The 18,595-nt window shown below is 39.1% G+C and carries 19 protein-coding genes; all 19 read right to left on the reverse strand.

What is annotated here, in order from left to right; genetic code table 11:
• Positions 1-81: 81 nt before the first annotated feature.
• On the reverse strand, positions 82-450 hold the full coding sequence (gene rplN, locus D2K40_RS10140) for a 50S ribosomal protein L14 (RefSeq protein ID WP_117155579.1): 369 nt from the start codon (positions 448-450) through the stop codon (positions 82-84).
• Positions 451-498: 48 nt separating this feature from the next.
• Positions 499-762, reverse strand: coding sequence for a 30S ribosomal protein S17 (gene rpsQ / locus D2K40_RS10145; protein ID WP_117155581.1), 264 nt, complete (start codon positions 760-762; stop codon positions 499-501).
• A 26-nt stretch (positions 763-788) separates the two neighbouring features.
• Positions 789-989 carry a 50S ribosomal protein L29 gene (rpmC, locus tag D2K40_RS10150; protein WP_117155583.1) on the reverse strand — a complete coding sequence of 67 codons (201 nt, stop codon included), beginning with the start codon at positions 987-989 and terminating at the stop codon, positions 789-791.
• On the reverse strand, positions 979-1,413 hold the full coding sequence (gene rplP / locus D2K40_RS10155) for a 50S ribosomal protein L16 (RefSeq protein ID WP_117155585.1): 435 nt from the start codon (positions 1,411-1,413) through the stop codon (positions 979-981). Before rplP ends, rpmC begins: the two co-directional genes overlap by 11 nt.
• A 17-nt stretch (positions 1,414-1,430) precedes the next feature.
• Positions 1,431-2,072 carry a 30S ribosomal protein S3 gene (gene rpsC / locus D2K40_RS10160; RefSeq protein WP_117155587.1) on the reverse strand — a complete coding sequence of 214 codons (642 nt, stop codon included), beginning with the start codon at positions 2,070-2,072 and terminating at the stop codon, positions 1,431-1,433.
• Between the two features lie 3 nt (positions 2,073-2,075).
• A complete protein-coding gene (gene rplV, locus D2K40_RS10165) occupies positions 2,076-2,417 on the reverse strand; it encodes a 50S ribosomal protein L22 (RefSeq protein ID WP_117155589.1) in 342 nt (113 codons plus the stop codon).
• A 19-nt stretch (positions 2,418-2,436) separates the two neighbouring features.
• Positions 2,437-2,715, reverse strand: coding sequence for a 30S ribosomal protein S19 (rpsS, locus tag D2K40_RS10170; protein WP_117155591.1), 279 nt, complete (start codon positions 2,713-2,715; stop codon positions 2,437-2,439).
• Between the two features lie 54 nt (positions 2,716-2,769).
• On the reverse strand, positions 2,770-3,600 hold the full coding sequence (gene rplB, locus D2K40_RS10175) for a 50S ribosomal protein L2 (RefSeq protein WP_117155593.1): 831 nt from the start codon (positions 3,598-3,600) through the stop codon (positions 2,770-2,772).
• A gap of 31 nt (positions 3,601-3,631) precedes the next feature.
• A complete protein-coding gene (rplW, locus tag D2K40_RS10180; RefSeq protein WP_117155595.1) occupies positions 3,632-3,922 on the reverse strand; it encodes a 50S ribosomal protein L23 in 291 nt (96 codons plus the stop codon).
• Positions 3,922-4,545 carry a 50S ribosomal protein L4 gene (gene rplD, locus D2K40_RS10185; RefSeq protein WP_117155597.1) on the reverse strand — a complete coding sequence of 208 codons (624 nt, stop codon included), beginning with the start codon at positions 4,543-4,545 and terminating at the stop codon, positions 3,922-3,924. The genes rplW and rplD overlap by 1 nt, the downstream gene beginning before the upstream one ends.
• 24 nt (positions 4,546-4,569) lie before the next feature.
• Positions 4,570-5,199, reverse strand: coding sequence for a 50S ribosomal protein L3 (gene rplC / locus D2K40_RS10190; protein ID WP_117155599.1), 630 nt, complete (start codon positions 5,197-5,199; stop codon positions 4,570-4,572).
• A 27-nt stretch (positions 5,200-5,226) separates the two neighbouring features.
• On the reverse strand, positions 5,227-5,535 hold the full coding sequence (gene rpsJ, locus D2K40_RS10195; RefSeq protein WP_117155601.1) for a 30S ribosomal protein S10: 309 nt from the start codon (positions 5,533-5,535) through the stop codon (positions 5,227-5,229).
• Between the two features lie 304 nt (positions 5,536-5,839).
• Positions 5,840-7,030, reverse strand: a complete 1,191-nt coding sequence (tuf, locus tag D2K40_RS10200; protein ID WP_117155603.1) for an elongation factor Tu — start codon at positions 7,028-7,030, stop codon at positions 5,840-5,842.
• 127 nt (positions 7,031-7,157) lie between these two features.
• Entirely contained in the window at positions 7,158-9,236 is a 2,079-nt protein-coding gene (gene fusA, locus D2K40_RS10205; protein ID WP_117155605.1) for an elongation factor G, read from the reverse strand.
• Positions 9,237-9,487: 251 nt separating this feature from the next.
• Positions 9,488-9,958 (reverse strand): 30S ribosomal protein S7, encoded by a 471-nt coding sequence (gene rpsG, locus D2K40_RS10210; protein ID WP_117155607.1) that lies wholly within the window; start codon positions 9,956-9,958, stop codon positions 9,488-9,490.
• 38 nt (positions 9,959-9,996) lie between these two features.
• On the reverse strand, positions 9,997-10,410 hold the full coding sequence (gene rpsL / locus D2K40_RS10215; RefSeq protein WP_117155609.1) for a 30S ribosomal protein S12: 414 nt from the start codon (positions 10,408-10,410) through the stop codon (positions 9,997-9,999).
• A 109-nt stretch (positions 10,411-10,519) separates the two neighbouring features.
• Positions 10,520-10,771: a 50S ribosomal protein L7ae-like protein gene (locus D2K40_RS10220; RefSeq protein WP_117155611.1), complete on the reverse strand. Its 252-nt coding sequence runs from the start codon at positions 10,769-10,771 to the stop codon at positions 10,520-10,522.
• A gap of 151 nt (positions 10,772-10,922) precedes the next feature.
• Positions 10,923-14,540 carry a DNA-directed RNA polymerase subunit beta' gene (gene rpoC, locus D2K40_RS10225; RefSeq protein ID WP_117155613.1) on the reverse strand — a complete coding sequence of 1,206 codons (3,618 nt, stop codon included), beginning with the start codon at positions 14,538-14,540 and terminating at the stop codon, positions 10,923-10,925.
• Positions 14,541-14,662: 122 nt separating this feature from the next.
• Positions 14,663-18,208, reverse strand: a complete 3,546-nt coding sequence (gene rpoB, locus D2K40_RS10230) for a DNA-directed RNA polymerase subunit beta (RefSeq protein WP_188618813.1) — start codon at positions 18,206-18,208, stop codon at positions 14,663-14,665.
• Positions 18,209-18,595: the final 387 nt, after the last annotated feature.

The raw sequence follows: 18,595 nt of genomic DNA on the forward strand, positions 1-18,595 counted from the left end.
TTTCATTAATTAAAAACAAGAAGCTTGATACGTTGTCTGAATTTGTCAACGACGTATCAAAACATAACGTGTTTTCAAATTTTATAATACCTCTGGAGCTAGAGATACAATTTTCATAAATTTCGCATCACGTAATTCACGTGCTACAGGTCCAAAGATACGAGTACCTCTTGGGCTTTTATCTTCACGTACAATTACTGCTGCATTTTCATCAAATCGGATATATGAACCATCTTTACGACGGGCACCAGTTTTTGTGCGAACAATAACAGCTCTCACAACTTCACCTTTTTTGACAACGCCCCCAGGTGTTGCTTGTTTTACAGTACATACAATTACATCACCAATATTAGCAGTCTTACGGCCAGAGCCACCAAGTACTTTAATTGTTAGCACTTCACGTGCGCCAGAGTTATCTGCCACTTTTAAACGAGTCTCTTGCTGAATCATACTATTGTTACCTCCCTTCGGAATCAATCCGAGCGAACTTTACTTTAATTAAATTATAACGGCTTCTTCCACAACTTCAACAAGACGGAATCGTTTTGTTGCTGATAATGGACGAGTTTCCATAATGGTTACAATATCACCAGTTTTTGCTTGGTTGTTCTCATCATGTGTTTTGAATTTCTTTGAGTATTTTACACGTTTTCCATAAAGTTTATGGAATTTATACGTTTCAACTAATACAGTGATCGTTTTGTCCATTTTATCTGAAACAACACGACCAGTGTAAACTTTACGATTATTACGCTCAGTCATTTGAGGTTAACCTCCTCTCGGGTTTACTAATTATTTACACTTAGCTCTCTTTGACGTACAACAGTTTTCATACGAGCAATGGATTTACGAACTTCACGAAGACGTGCTGTGTTCTCCAATTGTCCTGTAGCTAACTGAAAACGCAAGTTGAAAAGCTCTTCTTTTAATGACTTGATTTTCTGTTCAATTTCGGCAGTGGTTAGTTCTCTGATTTCATTAGCCTTCATTGATTTCACCACCAATTTCTTCACGTTTTACGAACTTAGTTTTTACCGGTAATTTATGAGAAGCAAGACGTAGTGCTTCACGAGCCACTTCTTCTGAAACTCCAGCAATTTCAAACATAATTTTACCAGGTTTTACAACTGCAACCCATCCTTCAGGAGCACCTTTACCTGAACCCATTCGAACTTCTAATGGTTTTGCTGTGTAAGGTTTATCTGGGAAAATTTTAATCCAAACTTTACCGCCACGTTTCATATAACGAGTCATTGCAATACGTGCAGACTCAATTTGACGACTTGTAATCCAAGAAGCATCAACAGCTTGTAACCCATACTCACCAAATGCGATTGATGTGCCACCTTTTGCTTTACCTCTCATTTTACCACGATGTTGCTTACGATGTTTTACACGTTTAGGCATTAACATAATGCGTGCCCCCTTCCTTACTTTTTGTTTTTAGTTGGAAGGACTTCACCACGGTAGATCCACACTTTAACACCTAGTTTACCGTACGTAGTATCTGCTTCTGCAGTACCGTAATCGATATCAGCACGTAATGTGTGTAGTGGTACAGTTCCTTCACTATAGCTCTCCGCACGTGCAATATCCGCTCCACCTAAACGGCCGGATACTTGTGTACGAATACCTTTTGCTCCCATACGCATAGCACGTTGAATTACTTGTTTTTGTGCGCGACGGAATGAAATACGATTTTCTAATTGACGTGCAATGTTTTCTGCAACAAGTTTCGCATCCATGTCAGCTTTTTTGATTTCCACGATGTTAATGTGAACTTTTTTACCAGTTAAAGCATTTAATGATTTACGAAGTGCTTCCACTTCTGAACCACCTTTACCAATAACCATACCTGGTTTTGCAGTAGATATAGAAATGTTTACACGATTTGCTGCACGTTCGATTTCAACTTTAGAAACCGACGCATCTTTTAGACGTTGTTCGACATATTCACGAATCTTAATATCTTCATGTAATAAGTCTGCATAATCTTTGCCAGCGTACCATTTGGATTCCCAATCACGGATAACGCCAACACGAAGTCCTATCGGATTAACTTTTTGACCCACAGATTATCCCTCCTTCTTTTCTGATACAACCACCGTAATGTGGCTTGTTCTTTTATTAATTTGACTTGCGCGACCCATCGCACGTGGACGGAAACGTTTCAAAGTAACGCCTTCGTCTACAAATGCTTCAGATACATATAGATCATCTACGTTCATTTCGTAGTTATGTTCTGCATTAGCAATCGCAGAATTTAGTACTTTTTCAACAACTGGCGATGCGCCACGTTGAGTATGCTTTAGAATTGAAATTGCTTCTCCTACTTGTTTTCCTCGAATTAAATCAATGACCAAACGAACTTTACGAGGAGCAATTCGAACAGTTTTTGCAACAGCTTTAGCTTGCATCAAGAGTGCCTCCTCTCATTTAGCGTTTTGTTTTTCTGTCATCGCCTGCATGCCCTCTGAATGAGCGGGATGGAGCGAATTCACCTAATTTATGTCCAACCATATCTTCCGTTACAAAAACCGGTACGTGTTTACGACCATCGTATACGGCGATAGTGTGTCCTACAAAGTTTGGGAAAATGGTAGAACGACGTGACCAGGTTTTAACTACTTGCTTTTTGTCATCTTCATTTAATTTTTCAACTTTCTTAATCAAATGGTCATCTACGAAAGGTCCCTTTTTTAAACTACGACCCATACATAAACCTCCCTTCGTGATTGACGGACGGGTATTTCCCGTCGTTCAATCCCGTTATTTTTTACGTTTACGTACAATAAATTTATCTGTTGGTTTGTTGCGTTTACGTGTTTTGTAACCAAGCGTCGGTTTGCCCCATGGTGACATAGGTGATTTACGACCGATTGGCGCGCGACCTTCACCACCACCGTGTGGGTGATCGTTAGGGTTCATTACAGAACCACGTACTGTTGGACGGATACCTTTCCAACGAGAACGTCCAGCTTTACCTACATTGATTAATTCGTGTTCTAGGTTACCAACTTGACCAATTGTTGCGCGACAAGTTCCAAGTACTAGACGAACTTCACCAGATGCTAATCGAACAAGAACATATTTGTCCTCACGTCCCAAGATTTGAGCTTGAGAACCAGCAGAACGTGCAAGTTGTCCTCCGCGTCCTGGTTTTAATTCTACGTTGTGAATGATTGTACCAACTGGAATGTCCATAAGTGGTAATGCGTTACCTAATTTGATATCTGCATCTTTACCAGAAATAATTTCTGTACCTACTTCTAATCCTTTTGGTGCTAAGATGTAGCGTTTTTCACCATCTGCATAATGAATTAAAGCGATGTTAGCAGTACGGTTTGGATCGTATTCGATCGTAGCAACGCGTCCTGGTATACCATCTTTTTCACGTTTAAAATCAATTATACGGTATTTACGTTTGTGTCCACCACCTTGATGACGAACAGTCAATTTACCTTGATTATTTCGTCCACCACGTTTAAATAGTGGGCTTAGTAATGTTTTTTCAGGTTCAGTTGCTGTGATTTCAGAGAAATCAGAACCTGACATACCACGTCTACCATTCGAAGTTGGTTTATACTTCTTAATAGCCATCTTTTTTCCCTCCTTCTTCTATAGCGTTATATTAAACACTCTCGAAAAATTCTAGTTCTTTACTGTCTTCAGATAGTTGAATAACAGCTTTCTTGCGGTCCGAACGAAATCCTCCGTAACGGCCCATGCGTTTGAATTTACCTTTAAGGTTCATTGTGTTTACTTGAACAACAGACACACCAAAGATTAATTCAATAGCTTGTTTAATTTCTGTTTTATTTGCTTTCGGATCTACTTCAAACGTATATTTCTTCTCAGCCATAAGGTCTGAAGAGTGTTCCGTAATAACCGGGCGCTTAATAATATCACGTGGGTCCTTCATTATGCAAGCACCTCCCCTGCTTTTTCCGCTGCATCCTTAGTTAAGATCAGCTTGTCATGCGTAAGCAAGTCGATTACATTAACTTCACTTACAGGTAAAACTTTTGCATTTGGTAAGTTATTTGCAGAGCGTGCAATAACTTCGTCTCTATCAGCAGTTACAATCAATGCTTTTGCATCAACGTTTAACGCGTTTAATAGATTAACCACTTCTTTTGTTTTAGGCGCATCAAATGCTAAACTATCTAAAACAACTAAGCTGTCTTCCTTCACTTTTGAAGAAAGAGCTGAACGTAGTGCTAAACGACGTACTTTCTTCGGTAATTTGTAGCTGTAGCTACGAGGTGTTGGTCCGAATACGACTCCACCACCAACCCATTGCGGGGCACGAATGGTACCTTGACGCGCACGGCCTGTACCTTTTTGGCGCCATGGTTTACGGCCACCACCACGTACTGCTGAACGATTTTTAACAGCGTGTGTACCTTGACGGCGAGACGCTTGTTGCATCACAACTGCATCATGTAACACGTGCTCATTTGGTTCAATACCGAATACAGCATCGTTTAATTCTACATCACCTACTTGAGATCCACTTTGGTTATATAGTGCTACTTTAAGCATGACATATCCTCCCTTCGATTTATATTAGTTAGCTTTTATTGAGCTAGTGATTTTTACAAATGATTTTTTCGGTCCAGGTACGTTCCCTTTTACTAGTAAAAGATTACGTTCTACATCTGTTTTTACTACTTCTAGGTTTTGAATTGTAATTGTTTCTCCACCCATTTGACCTGGTAACTTTTTACCTTTGAAAACACGCATTGGATCAATAACACCCATTGAACCTGGTCTTCTGTGGTAACGAGAACCGTGAGTCATAGGACCACGAGATTGGTTGTGGCGCTTAATTGCACCTTGGAAACCTTTCCCTTTAGATGTTCCTGTTACATCAATTTTGTCTCCAGCTTGGAAAACCTCTACGCTAAGTTCTTGACCTACTTCATAATCATCAAGATTTGCGTTACGGAATTCACGAATGAAGCGCTTAGGGTTCGTGCTCGCTTTCGCAGCATGCCCTTTAGCTGGTTTATTAGAACGAGATTCCTTCTTGTCTGCAAAACCTAATTGAATAGCTTCATAGCCGTCATTTTCTAATGTTCTCTTTTGCAAAACAACATTCGGCTCAGCTTGAATAACTGTTACTGGTGTCAACTCTCCATCTTCAGAGAAAAGTTGAGTCATGCCGATTTTGCGACCTAAGATTCCTTTCGTCATCCGTTACACCTCCTAAATTAATTTCTATTAAAGTTTAATTTCAATATCCACACCAGATGGTAAATCAAGACGCATAAGCGCATCAACCGTTTGTGGTGTAGGACTAACTATGTCAATTAGACGTTTGTGTGTACGCATTTCAAATTGCTCACGAGCATCTTTGTATTTGTGTACAGCACGCAAAACCGTATAAACAGATCTTTCTGTAGGTAACGGAATTGGTCCTGATACCCCCGCTCCAGATCGTTTCGCTGTATCTACAATCTTAACGGCGGATTGATCTAAAATTCGGTGATCGTACGCTTTTAATCGAATTCTGATTTTCTCTTTTGCCATTATTTTCCCTCCTTTTCGCCCATTTTATAATAGACATTCTCCGCGAAAATTCTCTTGACACCCCGCCATGGCAAAGGGGCCGGGTGTGCCAACAACCTTCCGCATCATCGCCTTTTATGACCAACATTATTCATTATATACAACTACTTAATGAAATGCAAGATTAATTGAGAATTTTTTTAATGAAATATTAAACTAGCTGATTTTATGTAATTATAGGTTCTATTAGATACCCCATTTATAAATATATTATTATAAAAAAACAGACAACGGTTAAATCGTTGTCTGTTTTTAAATGTTTTAATTACTCAGTGATTGTTGCAACAACGCCAGCGCCTACAGTACGGCCACCTTCACGAATAGAGAACTTAGTTCCATCTTCGATAGCGATTGGAGAGATAAGCTCAACAGTCATCTCAACGTTGTCACCAGGCATAACCATTTCTACGCCTTCAGGAAGTTGAATTACGCCAGTTACATCCGTTGTACGGAAGTAGAACTGTGGGCGGTAATTGTTGAAGAATGGCGTATGACGGCCACCTTCTTCTTTAGATAAAACATAAACTTCTGCTTTAAACTTAGTGTGCGGAGTGATTGAACCTGGCTTAGCAAGTACTTGTCCACGTCCGATATCTTCACGTGCAACACCACGTAATAGTGCACCAATGTTGTCGCCAGCTTCAGCATAGTCAAGAAGCTTACGGAACATTTCAACACCAGTTACAGTAGTTTTCTTAGGTTCTTCAGAAAGACCAATGATGTCAATTTCGTCTCCAACTTTAACTACTCCACGCTCAACACGTCCAGTAGCAACTGTTCCACGACCAGTGATTGAGAATACATCCTCAACTGGCATCATGAATGGTTTTTCAGTATCACGATCAGGACGTGGGATATACTCATCAACAGCATCCATTAATTCGTATACTTTATTAACATATGACTCTTCGCCTTCAAGTGCTTTAAGAGCAGATCCTGCAATAACTGGTACGTCATCACCAGGGAAGTCATACTCAGAAAGAAGGTCACGTACTTCCATTTCTACTAATTCAAGAAGTTCTTCATCGTCTACCATGTCAACTTTGTTTAAGAATACAACAATCGCAGGTACACCAACTTGACGAGAAAGTAAGATGTGCTCACGAGTTTGTGGCATTGGGCCATCAGCTGCAGATACAACTAGGATAGCTCCGTCCATTTGTGCAGCACCAGTGATCATGTTTTTAACATAGTCAGCGTGACCTGGACAGTCAACGTGTGCATAGTGACGGTTTTCAGTTTCGTACTCAACGTGTGCAGTTGAGATTGTGATTCCACGTTCGCGTTCTTCTGGAGCACCATCAATTTGATCGTACGCCATTGCAGTACCTGAACCTGAACGATTGTGTAGTACTGTTGAAATTGCAGCTGTTAGTGTAGTTTTACCATGGTCAACGTGTCCAATAGTACCAATATTAACGTGGTCTTTGGAGCGGTCGAATTTTTCTTTACCCATTTATAGTTCCTCCTTTAAATAAATAAAAGTTAATTTTTATAAAACATGTATGCTCACTTAGAGACAAAATTATATTCATTTCTAAGCGTACAATACAAGTTATACTTTATATTTTGGAAAAAATCAATTATTCTCCAGTGTTTTTCTTAATAATTTCTTCAGAAATACTTTTCGGTACTTCTTCAAAGTGGTCAAAGTGCATTGTATACGTTCCTCGACCTTGTGTGTTAGAACGAAGTGCAGTTGCATAACCAAACATTTCAGAAAGTGGAACAAAAGCTTTAACAACTTGTGCATTACCACGAGCTTCCATGCCCTCTACACGACCACGACGAGATGTAACATCACCCATAATGTCACCCATGTATTCTTCTGGAATAACAATTTCAACTTTCTCGATTGGCTCAAGAAGTGCAGGGTTACATTTGTTTTTCGCTGCTTTAAGTGCCATAGATGCAGCAACTTTAAAGGCAGTTTCATTTGAATCGACATCGTGATAGCTTCCATCAAACAATGTTGCTTTCAAATCAATTAGTGGATAACCTGCAACTACACCATTCTGCATCGCTTCTTTTACACCAGCTTCTACAGAGGAGATGTATTCACGTGGAACTGAACCACCAACTGTTTTGTTTACAAATTCGAATCCAGCACCCTCTGTGTTAGGCTCGAATGTAATCCATACGTGACCATATTGTCCACGACCACCAGATTGACGAACGAACTTACCTTCAACATTAGCAGAGTCACGGAATGTTTCTCTGTAAGATACTTGTGGTGCACCAACGTTTGCTTCTACTTTGAATTCTCGCTTCATACGATCAACGATAATATCAAGGTGAAGTTCACCCATACCAGAAATGATAGTTTGACCTGTTTCAACATCAGTTTCTGTTTTAAATGTAGGATCTTCTTCAGCTAACTTACCTAAAGCAATTGCCATCTTATCTTGGTCAGCTTTTGATTTAGGTTCAATCGCTACAGAAATAACCGGTTCAGGGAATTCCATAGACTCTAAAATTACAAGATTTTTCTCATCACATAAAGTGTCTCCTGTTGAAGTATCTTTTAGACCAACAGCACCCGCGATATCTCCAGCATACACAGTAGAGATTTCTTCACGTGAGTTAGCGTGCATCTGTAAAATACGTCCAACACGTTCTCTTTTATCTTTAGATGAGTTCTTAACGTAAGAACCTGAACTCAAAGTACCTGAATAGACGCGGAAGAATGTCAGTTTACCAACGTATGGATCAGTAGCTACTTTAAATGCTAACGCTGAGAATGGTGCGTTATCATCTGCTTTACGAACTACCTCTTCATTTGTTTGTGGTACATGTCCTTCAATTGGAGGTACGTCTGTCGGAGATGGTAAGTAATCAATAACTCCGTCAATTAATAATTGAACCCCTTTATTTTTGAAAGCAGATCCACAGAATACAGGATAAAATTCTACACTTAGTGTAGCTTTACGTACTGCAACAGCAAGTTCTTCATTAGAGATTTCTTCACCATCTAGGTATCTCATCATAAGGTCTTCATCAAGTTCTGCTACAGCTTCTATTAAATTAGTACGATATTCTTCAGCCTGTTCTTTATACTCATCAGGAATCGGACGAGCTTCTGAACGTGTACCTAAATCGTCTAAATAGAAGTGTGCTTCCATGTTAATAAGGTCAATGATCCCTTCGAAATCATCTTCAGCACCAATTGGAAGTTGTACAGGATGTGCATTTGCACCAAGACGATCTCCCAAAGTACCTACAGAATAAAGAAAGTCAGCACCGATCTTATCCATTTTGTTTACAAATACAATACGTGGAACACCATATGTTGTAGCTTGACGCCAAACAGTTTCTGTTTGTGGTTCTACACCTGACTGAGCATCAAGTACAGCTACCGAACCGTCAAGCACACGCAATGAACGCTCAACTTCTACCGTGAAGTCCACGTGTCCTGGTGTATCAATAATATTGATACGGTGACCTTTCCATTGCGCTGTTGTTGCAGCTGATGTAATTGTAATTCCACGTTCTTGCTCTTGTTCCATCCAGTCCATTTGAGAAGCACCTTCGTGTGTTTCTCCAATTTTATGGATACGTCCTGTATAGAAAAGAATACGTTCTGTTGCTGTTGTTTTACCAGCATCAATATGGGCCATAATCCCAATATTACGTGTCTTTTCCAAGGAGAATTCTCTAGGCATATTTCCTTTCTCCTTCCTATTATCTAAGTTCGTTTTGTTTTATAGTTAACCACATGCGAAACTCAATGCTCAAATGCTATTAACCAAACAATTACGTAGTTTATTATTAACTCCATTGTCCAATGACAAATGAGGCTTCCTTCATCTATGTAAGATAAGGCAACATTGATGTGCTAAAGCTCATCATGTTCCGTATCTTCTTCGACTCATTCCAGCCAAAAGTCATTAGCTGGACAATTAAAGTTTTTAACCTACCAACGGTAGTGCGCGAATGCTTTGTTTGCTTCCGCCATTTTGTGCATATCTTCTCTTTTCTTGACAGCAGCACCTGTATTGTTAGATGCATCAAGAATCTCATTTGCTAGACGCTCTTCCATTGTTTTTTCTCCGCGTTGACGAGAGTAGTTTACAATGTAACGAAGTCCTAATGCTTGGCGGCGTTCAGGGCGAACCTCAACTGGTACTTGGTAGTTTGAACCACCAACACGGCGAGCACGCACCTCAAGTACTGGCATAACATTTTTCATAGCTTGTTCAAACACTTCGATGGACTGTTGTCCACTACGCTCTTGAACAAGTTCAAATGCTTTATATAGAATTTTTTGTGCTGTTCCTCTTCTTCCATCAACCATAATTTGGTTAATCAAACGAGTAACAAGCTTTGAGTTATATAACGGATCTGGTAAGACATCACGTTTTGCTACTGGACCTTTACGTGGCATAGTCTGACCTCCTTTCTGAAATCATCAGCTAATTTAGCTTATTTTTTTGGTCTCTTTGTACCGTATTTTGAACGTCCTTGTGCACGGCCTTCTACTCCAGCTGTGTCAAGTGCTCCACGAACAATATGGTAACGTACACCTGGTAAGTCTTTAACACGTCCTCCACGGATAAGAACAACACTGTGTTCTTGAAGGTTGTGCCCGATTCCAGGGATATATGCTGTTACTTCAATTCCGTTTGTCAAACGTACACGCGCATATTTACGCAATGCTGAGTTTGGTTTCTTCGGAGTTAACGTACCAACACGCGTACATACGCCACGTTTTTGTGGAGAAGATTGGTTTGTCAACGATTTTTTGAAGCTGTTATAGCCTTTGTTCAAAGCAGGTGAGTCAGATTTTTTACCTTTGCTCACACGACCTTTACGTACTAATTGATTAATTGTTGGCATTGTTTGTTTCCTCCCTTCATCAATTCTTTGTAATACCACACATCCAGGTGGTTCATTTATAAGCAAAAAACAAAGTCTTCGTGAACAACTTTAATCATTCACCAAAACCTCACTGCTTTATTGCTACCGTCGCTGTACCTACATCAATTCCACATGCTTTACCAAGTTTTTTTCTTGAATCAACTTGAATACACGGCACATTCATTTTTTCTGCAAGTTGCGACACCTTACTCGTTACATACTGATCTGCATCAGCAGCTATAACGACTTCAGCCACTTCACCATTTTTAATGGCTTTCAGTGTTTGCTTACTACCAATAATTAAATTATTTTTAACCTGTGCCACTTTTTCATAAGACACTCTCATATCCTCCAAAGCAACAAGGGTATTAGAAGCACCTTGAATATAGTATCATTCTAGAATTATAATGTCAACTTAAAAATAAAGTTTCTTATCCTAGCTTTGCTATATTCAAGTTACTTCATTTATTTCACCTTGTTTTTCCCTATTTTTATTGTCTTGTAACTTCTTCAGTTAAAGACTCTTCTGGTACTTGTTCTACAGGTTCTTCTGTCTCTGATTGAATTTTACGGTATTTTTGCATACCTGTTCCTGCTGGGACTAATTTACCTATAATAACATTTTCTTTTAGCCCTAACAATTCATCACGTTTACCTTTAATAGCAGCATCTGTTAATACTCGAGTCGTTTCTTGGAATGATGCCGCTGATAAGAAGGAATCTGTCTCTAGTGATGCCTTTGTAATACCCAAGAGTACTGGTCTTCCAACAGCAGGTTGGGTTCCAGCTAGTAATACCTTCTTGTTAGCATCACGGAACTGGTGAATTTCTAATAGTGATCCAGGTAATACATCTGTATCTCCAGCATCAGAAACACGTACTTTACGAAGCATCTGTCGTACCATAACCTCTACGTGTTTATCTCCGATTTCCACCCCTTGCATACGGTATACTTTCTGTACTTCTTTCAGTAAATAAGATTGTACACCATCAATACCTTGGATCTTCAGTAATTCTTTTGGATCAATTGAACCTTCCGTTAAAGCTTCACCCGCTCCAACTTCATCACCAATGTTCACAGTAATACGCGCGCCATATGGAGCTGTGTATGAACGAGATTCAACATTTCCTTGTACCGTGATTTCTTGCTTATCTTTTACTTCAGTAATATCGCGTACTGTTCCAGATATTTCAGAAATAACAGCTTGCCCTTTTGGATTACGCGCTTCAAAAATCTCTTGGATACGCGGTAAACCTTGTGTAATATCACTACCTGCTACACCACCCGTGTGGAATGTACGCATCGTTAGCTGTGTTCCTGGTTCACCAATTGATTGGGCTGCAATAATACCAACTGCTTCTCCAACTTCAACCTCTTGACCAGTTGCTAGGTTACGGCCATAACACTTTTTACATGCCCCATGTTTCGTGTTACATGTAAATACCGTGCGGATTGTAACTTCTGTAATGCCAGAGTCAACAATTTGTTTGGCAACATCTTCAGCAATAACTTCATTTTTATCAACAAGCACTTCATTCGTTTCTGGATGACGAACAACTTGGAATGAAGTACGACCAATTAATCGGTCAATCAACGGTTCAATTAACTCTGTTCCTTCCGTAATAGAATGAACTGTTAAGCCTTTATCTGTACCACAATCTTCATCACGAATAATAACATCTTGTGCTACATCAACCAAACGACGTGTTAAGTAACCAGAGTCAGCTGTTTTCAGTGCTGTATCGGCAAGTCCTTTACGCGCACCGTGTGTTGAGATAAAGTACTCAAGTACAGTTAGACCCTCTCTGAAACTTGATTTGATTGGTAATTCAATAATCTTACCTGCCGGATTGGCCATCAAACCACGCATACCTGCTAGCTGTGTAAAGTTTGATGCATTACCACGCGCACCCGAATCACTCATCATAAAGATTGGATTTCGAGGGTTCAATGTTTTCATTAATTTTTCCTGAATAACATCTTTAGCCTGCGACCAAATGGAGATAACTCGGTCGTAACGTTCTTCATCCGTAATCAAACCACGACGGAATTGCTTCAACACTTTATCAACTTTTTCTTGTGCTTCTTCGAGGATATGCTCTTTCTCAGCTAATACAACAATATCTGCTACACCAACTGTAATACCAGCCTTTGTAGAATATTTAAAACCTAGGTCTTTCATACGGTCTAGCATTTTAGATGTTTCACTGATCTTAAACTTCTTAAACACTTCGGCAATGATATCACCCAAAATACCTTTTTTAAACGGAAGGATAATATCTCTTTCTTGAATAACTTCCTTCACGTTAGCACCTTTTTCAACAAAGTACTTATCCGGTGTACGGATTTCAAGGTTAGTTTGCGTAGGCTCATTCATGTACGGGAATGAATCTGGAAGCATATCATTAAAAATTAACTTACCTACGGTTGTAAGTAGTAATTTACCGTTTTGCTCTTCCGTAAAGTTTTCTTTTTCTAGTGAAGACGCTTGTACCGCAACTCTAGTGTGTAAATGCACATATCCACTTTGATATGCAATTACAGCTTCAGACAAGTCTTTGAAAACCATTCCTTCACCAACAGCGTCTTTACGTTCCATAGTGAGGTAATAGTTACCTAGTACCATATCTTGTGATGGTGTAACTACTGGTTTTCCATCTTTAGGGTTCAAGATGTTTTGTGCAGCTAACATTAGAATACGCGCTTCAGCTTGAGCTTCAGCAGAAAGTGGAACGTGAACAGCCATTTGGTCACCATCAAAGTCAGCATTGTATGCTGTACACACTAATGGGTGCAAACGAATTGCGCGTCCTTCTACTAACGTAGGCTCAAATGCTTGGATACCTAGTCTATGCAATGTTGGTGCACGGTTTAATAGAACCGGATGCTCCTTAATCACGTCTTCTAAGACATCCCAAACTTCTGGATTAAGTCTTTCAATTTTACGTTTTGCAGATTTAATATTGTGTGCTAAACCTCTTTCAACTAACTCTTTCATTATAAAAGGTTTGAACAACTCCACTGCCATTTCTTTCGGCAATCCACATTGATACATCTTCAAACTAGGACCTACAACAATTACAGAACGACCTGAGTAGTCAACACGCTTACCTAATAAGTTTTGACGGAAACGCCCTTGCTTCCCTTTCAACATATGTGAAAGTGATTTGAGTGGACGGTTACCCGGCCCAGTAACTGGACGGCCACGACGACCATTATCAATTAATGCGTCAACAGCTTCTTGAAGCATTCTTTTTTCGTTTTGTACGATAATGCTAGGCGCTCCAAGATCTAACAAACGCTTAAGACGGTTATTACGGTTTATTACACGACGGTATAGATCATTCAAGTCAGAAGTTGCAAAACGTCCACCATCTAGCTGTACCATTGGTCTTAATTCAGGTGGTATAATTGGCAATACTTCTAAAATCATCCAATCAGTAAAGTTGCCTGAATTACGGAATGCTTCTAATACCTCTAAACGTTTAATTGCTCTTGTTCTTCTTTGACCTTGTGCTGTCTTCAGTTCTTCGCGCAGCATTTCTACTTCTTTATCTAGATCAATATCTTGTAAGATTTTTTTGATTGCTTCTGCGCCCATTTGAGCTTGGAATGTTTGACCATACTTGTCACGATAAGCACGGTATTCTTTTTCAGAGAGCAATTGTTTCTTTTCTAAAGCTGTATCACCAGCATCAGTCACAATATATGCAGCAAAATAAATAACTTCTTCTAATGCTCTTGGTGACATATCTAATACTAAGCCCATACGGCTTGGGATACCTTTGAAATACCAAATGTGCGAAACAGGTGCAGCTAATTCTATATGCCCCATTCGTTCACGTCGTACTTTAGATTTTGTTACTTCTACACCACAACGATCACAAACAACACCCTTGTAACGAACACGCTTGTATTTTCCACAGTGACATTCCCAATCTTTCTGTGGTCCAAAAATTCTTTCACAAAACAAACCATCTTTTTCTGGCTTCAAAGTACGATAGTTAATGGTTTCTGGTTTTTTTACTTCACCATATGACCAAGAACGGATTTTATCTGGTGATGCCAACCCTATTTTCATATATTCAAAATTATTTACATCTAGCAAGGGGCCTACCTCCCTTTTAGTATGTGTTCAAATAGCTACAAACAAGAGGCAAAACCTCTCGTTTGTTGGCTAATTTTGAACAACTTTTCCCGTGTAAAATGATACAAATAGAAACTGTCTACTTATTTACTTTCTAGTTCTAAGTTAAAATGATCAGCAGATTGACTCTCTTCTTCCTCAATATCACGAAGTTCAATTTCTTCTTCGTCAGCTGACAGCATTTTCACATCCATACCAAGACTTTGTAATTCTTTTATTAATACTTTAAAAGATTCAGGTATACCAGGTTCTGGTACATTGTCTCCTTTAACAATTGCTTCATATGTTTTCACACGACCGACAACATCATCTGACTTCACAGTTAGAATTTCTTGCAATGTATAAGCAGCACCATAAGCTTCTAGTGCCCATACTTCCATTTCACCGAAACGTTGTCCACCAAATTGTGCTTTACCACCTAATGGTTGCTGTGTAACAAGTGAGTATGGTCCAGTAGAACGAGCATGCAATTTATCATCTACCATGTGTGCAAGTTTAATCATATACATCACACCAACAGATACACGATTATCAAATGGTTCACCACTACGTCCGTCGTAAAGAACCGTTTTTGCATCCCTAGCCATTCCTGCTTCTTGGATAGTTTCCCATACATCTTCTTCTCGTGCTCCATCAAATACAGGAGATGCTACATGGATACCTAGTTGTCTCGCTGCCATACCAAGGTGCAACTCTAGCACCTGACCAATATTCATACGAGAAGGTACACCTAATGGGTTTAACATGATATCGATTGGCGTACCATCAGGCATAAACGGCATATCCTCTTCTGGCAATATCTTAGAGATAACACCTTTGTTACCATGACGTCCAGCCATTTTATCGCCCTCATGAATCTTACGCTTTTGCACGATATAACAACGAACTAATTGGTTCACACCAGGCGGTAACTCGTCACCATCTTCACGGTTAAATATTTTAACATCTAACACAATACCACCAGCACCGTGTGGTACTCGTAGTGATGTATCACGAACTTCACGAGCTTTTTCACCAAAGATAGCATGTAGTAATCGTTCTTCAGCAGATAATTCGGTTACGCCCTTAGGTGTAACTTTACCTACTAATAGATCGCCATCTTCCACTTCCGCACCAACGCGGATGATTCCTCTTTCGTCAAGATCACTTAATGCATCTTCTCCGACATTTGGAATATCTCTTGTTATTTCTTCAGGCCCTAATTTTGTATCGCGTGCTTCTGATTCATATTCTTCAATATGAATAGAAGTGTAGACATCATCTTTTACTAAGCGCTCACTCATGATAATGGCATCCTCATAGTTATACCCTTCCCACGTCATGAAACCTACTAAAACATTCTGCCCTAAAGCTAGCTCTCCGTCTTCCATTGAAGGTCCATCTGCTAGGATTTCGCCTACAGTTACCTGATCACCCACACTTACGATTGGACGTTGATTATAACAAGATCCTTGGTTAGAACGAATGAATTTTTGTAAACGATATTTATCTACATCGCCTTTTACTTTTTTACCATCAACTTCTGAAACACGACGAACATGAATTTCTTTCGCTTCTACACGTTCCACAACACCCTCGTGTCTATTAATAACAGCAGCACCAGAGTCTTTACCTGATACATACTCCATTCCAGTTCCAACAATTGGCGAGCGTGGTTGCAATAATGGAACAGCTTGACGTTGCATGTTCGCACCCATAAGTGCACGGTTCGAGTCATCATTCTCTAAGAATGGAATACAAGCCGTCGCAGCAGACACAACCTGCTTTGGTGATACATCCATATAATCAATACGGTCACGTGATACAATAACGTTTTCGTCACGGAAACGTGAAATAACTTCTTCGTCAATAAATGAACCATCTTCAGCTAATTTTGCATTTGCTTGTGCAACAACATAATTATCTTGTTCATCTGCAGTTAAGTAATCATAGCGATCTGTCACTTTACCAGTCTCAGGATCAACACGACGATATGGCGTTTCAATAAAACCAAATTTATTTACTTTTGCATATGAAGAAAGAGAGTTAATTAAACCAATATTCGGACCCTCAGGTGTTTCAATTGGACACATACGACCATAGTGTGAATAGTGTACGTCACGCACTTCAAACCCTGCACGTTCACGCGTTAAACCACCTGGTCCTAATGCAGACAAACGACGTTTATGCGTTAGTTCTGCTAATGGATTCGTTTGGTCCATAAATTGAGAGAGCTGTGAACTACCAAAAAACTCTTTAATTGACGCAATAACTGGACGTATATTGATCAATTGTTGCGGTGTAATTGCTGATGTATCTTGAATAGACATACGCTCACGTACGACTCGCTCCATTCGGGAAAGTCCGATACGGAATTGGTTTTGTAGTAATTCACCTACAGAACGTAGTCTACGGTTACCCAAGTGATCAATATCATCTGTGTCACCAACTTGATGTAAGATGTTAAAGAAATAATTAATTGCTGCTAGAATATCAGATGGTGCAATGTTTTTTATTGCATCATCAACAGTTCCATTACCAATTACATTTAATGTTCTTTCACCTTCTGGATCAGTCGGGTCAACAATTTTAATTACTTGAATTTTAATTGGATCTTCTAAGACACCTTCGTTTGGCTGAATATATTGTTCTCCAAAACTATCTGCTTCTCCATCCAAATAAGGTAAGATTTTATCTAATAAACGACGATCTAATTTATCACCTTTTTGCGCTAATACTTCTCCTGTTTCGTGATCCACTAATGTTTCTGCTAAAATCTGATTGAAAAGTCGATTCTTAATGTGCAACTTCTTATTCATTTTGTAGCGACCAACATGCGCCAAATCATAACGCTTTGGATCAAAAAATCTAGAAACTAATAAACTTTTTGCATTTTCCACAGTAGGTGGTTCTCCAGGGCGTAAACGCTCGTAAATTTCTAGTAAGGCTTTTTCACTTGTTTCTGTATTATCTTTTTCTAATGTATTTTTTAAATATTCGTTTTCACCGATTAGATCAATAATTTCTTGATCATTACTGAATCCTAGAGCACGTAATAAAACAGTGATAGGTAGTTTTCTAGTCCGGTCTATACGAACATGCACAACATCTTTGGCATCTGTTTCAAACTCAAGCCAAGCTCCTCTATTAGGAATAACTGTAGCTTTGTATCCTCGCTTGCCGTTTTTATCAATCTTTTCACTGTAATATACACTTGGTGAACGAACGAGTTGTGATACAATAACACGCTCAGCTCCATTGATGACAAAAGTACCAGTGTCCGTCATCAACGGGAAATCCCCCATAAATACTTCTTGCTCTTTTACTTCGCCTGTTTCATTATTTAATAAACGAACCTTTACACGAAGCGGGGCATTATAAGTAACATCTCTTTCTTTGGATTCTCCTACAGGATATTTCGGCTCACCTAAGCTGTAATCAACAAACTCTAATGATAAATTACCTGCAAAATCCTCAATTGGAGAAATATCTTTAAACATTTCTCGTAAACCTTCCTCTAAAAACCACTCGTAGGAAGCTGTTTGAATCTCGATAAGATTTGGTAGTTCCAATACCTCACTAATACGTGCGTAGCTTCTGCGCTGGCGGTGTCGTCCATACTGAACTAGCTGACCTGTCAACTGCTTCACCCCTCAAATCAAGAATAGAAAACAAAAAAGCTTAATCAATCAAAAAGATTTTTTATTAAGCTCGTAAATCTTTGTCCAAATCCACTAATATTTTTACTGCTATTGACTTATGTAGTGGAAAAGGTATAATTTAATCAGAATAAAAATTGTTCGGCGCATTACCGAACGGACTTGTAAATGATATTTTATTTACAAGTTAATATAAAAACATCTACCATAAAAGTAAATGATCTAGATGATTCTTTTTCTTATGGATAGCTAATAGAGTATACTAACCTCTACCAATTTAACCACTTCTACATACTAACCCAAAACTCTTACCATTGTTTCCATTTTAGGTCTAAATATACATAAAATTGCACAAATCACTTCTTGACAAACGAATCG

The sequence above is a fragment of the Paraliobacillus quinghaiensis genome (assembly GCF_003426025.1).
GTDB lineage: Bacteria > Bacillota > Bacilli > Bacillales > Amphibacillaceae > Paraliobacillus_A > Paraliobacillus_A quinghaiensis.

Coding starts and splice junctions, on each gene's coding strand:
- rplN (WP_117155579.1), bottom strand. CDS start 450: ATGATTCAGCAAGAGACTCGTTTAAAAGTGGCAGATAACTCTGGCGCA.
- rpsQ (WP_117155581.1), bottom strand. CDS start 762: ATGACTGAGCGTAATAATCGTAAAGTTTACACTGGTCGTGTTGTTTCA.
- rpmC (WP_117155583.1), bottom strand. CDS start 989: ATGAAGGCTAATGAAATCAGAGAACTAACCACTGCCGAAATTGAACAG.
- rplP (WP_117155585.1), bottom strand. CDS start 1,413: ATGTTAATGCCTAAACGTGTAAAACATCGTAAGCAACATCGTGGTAAA.
- rplV (WP_117155589.1), bottom strand. CDS start 2,417: ATGCAAGCTAAAGCTGTTGCAAAAACTGTTCGAATTGCTCCTCGTAAA.
- rpsS (WP_117155591.1), bottom strand. CDS start 2,715: ATGGGTCGTAGTTTAAAAAAGGGACCTTTCGTAGATGACCATTTGATT.
- rplB (WP_117155593.1), bottom strand. CDS start 3,600: ATGGCTATTAAGAAGTATAAACCAACTTCGAATGGTAGACGTGGTATG.
- rplW (WP_117155595.1), bottom strand. CDS start 3,922: ATGAAGGACCCACGTGATATTATTAAGCGCCCGGTTATTACGGAACAC.
- rplD (WP_117155597.1), bottom strand. CDS start 4,545: ATGCTTAAAGTAGCACTATATAACCAAAGTGGATCTCAAGTAGGTGAT.
- rplC (WP_117155599.1), bottom strand. CDS start 5,199: ATGACGAAAGGAATCTTAGGTCGCAAAATCGGCATGACTCAACTTTTC.
- rpsJ (WP_117155601.1), bottom strand. CDS start 5,535: ATGGCAAAAGAGAAAATCAGAATTCGATTAAAAGCGTACGATCACCGA.
- tuf (WP_117155603.1), bottom strand. CDS start 7,030: ATGGGTAAAGAAAAATTCGACCGCTCCAAAGACCACGTTAATATTGGT.
- fusA (WP_117155605.1), bottom strand. CDS start 9,236: ATGCCTAGAGAATTCTCCTTGGAAAAGACACGTAATATTGGGATTATG.
- rpsG (WP_117155607.1), bottom strand. CDS start 9,958: ATGCCACGTAAAGGTCCAGTAGCAAAACGTGATGTCTTACCAGATCCG.
- rpsL (WP_117155609.1), bottom strand. CDS start 10,410: ATGCCAACAATTAATCAATTAGTACGTAAAGGTCGTGTGAGCAAAGGT.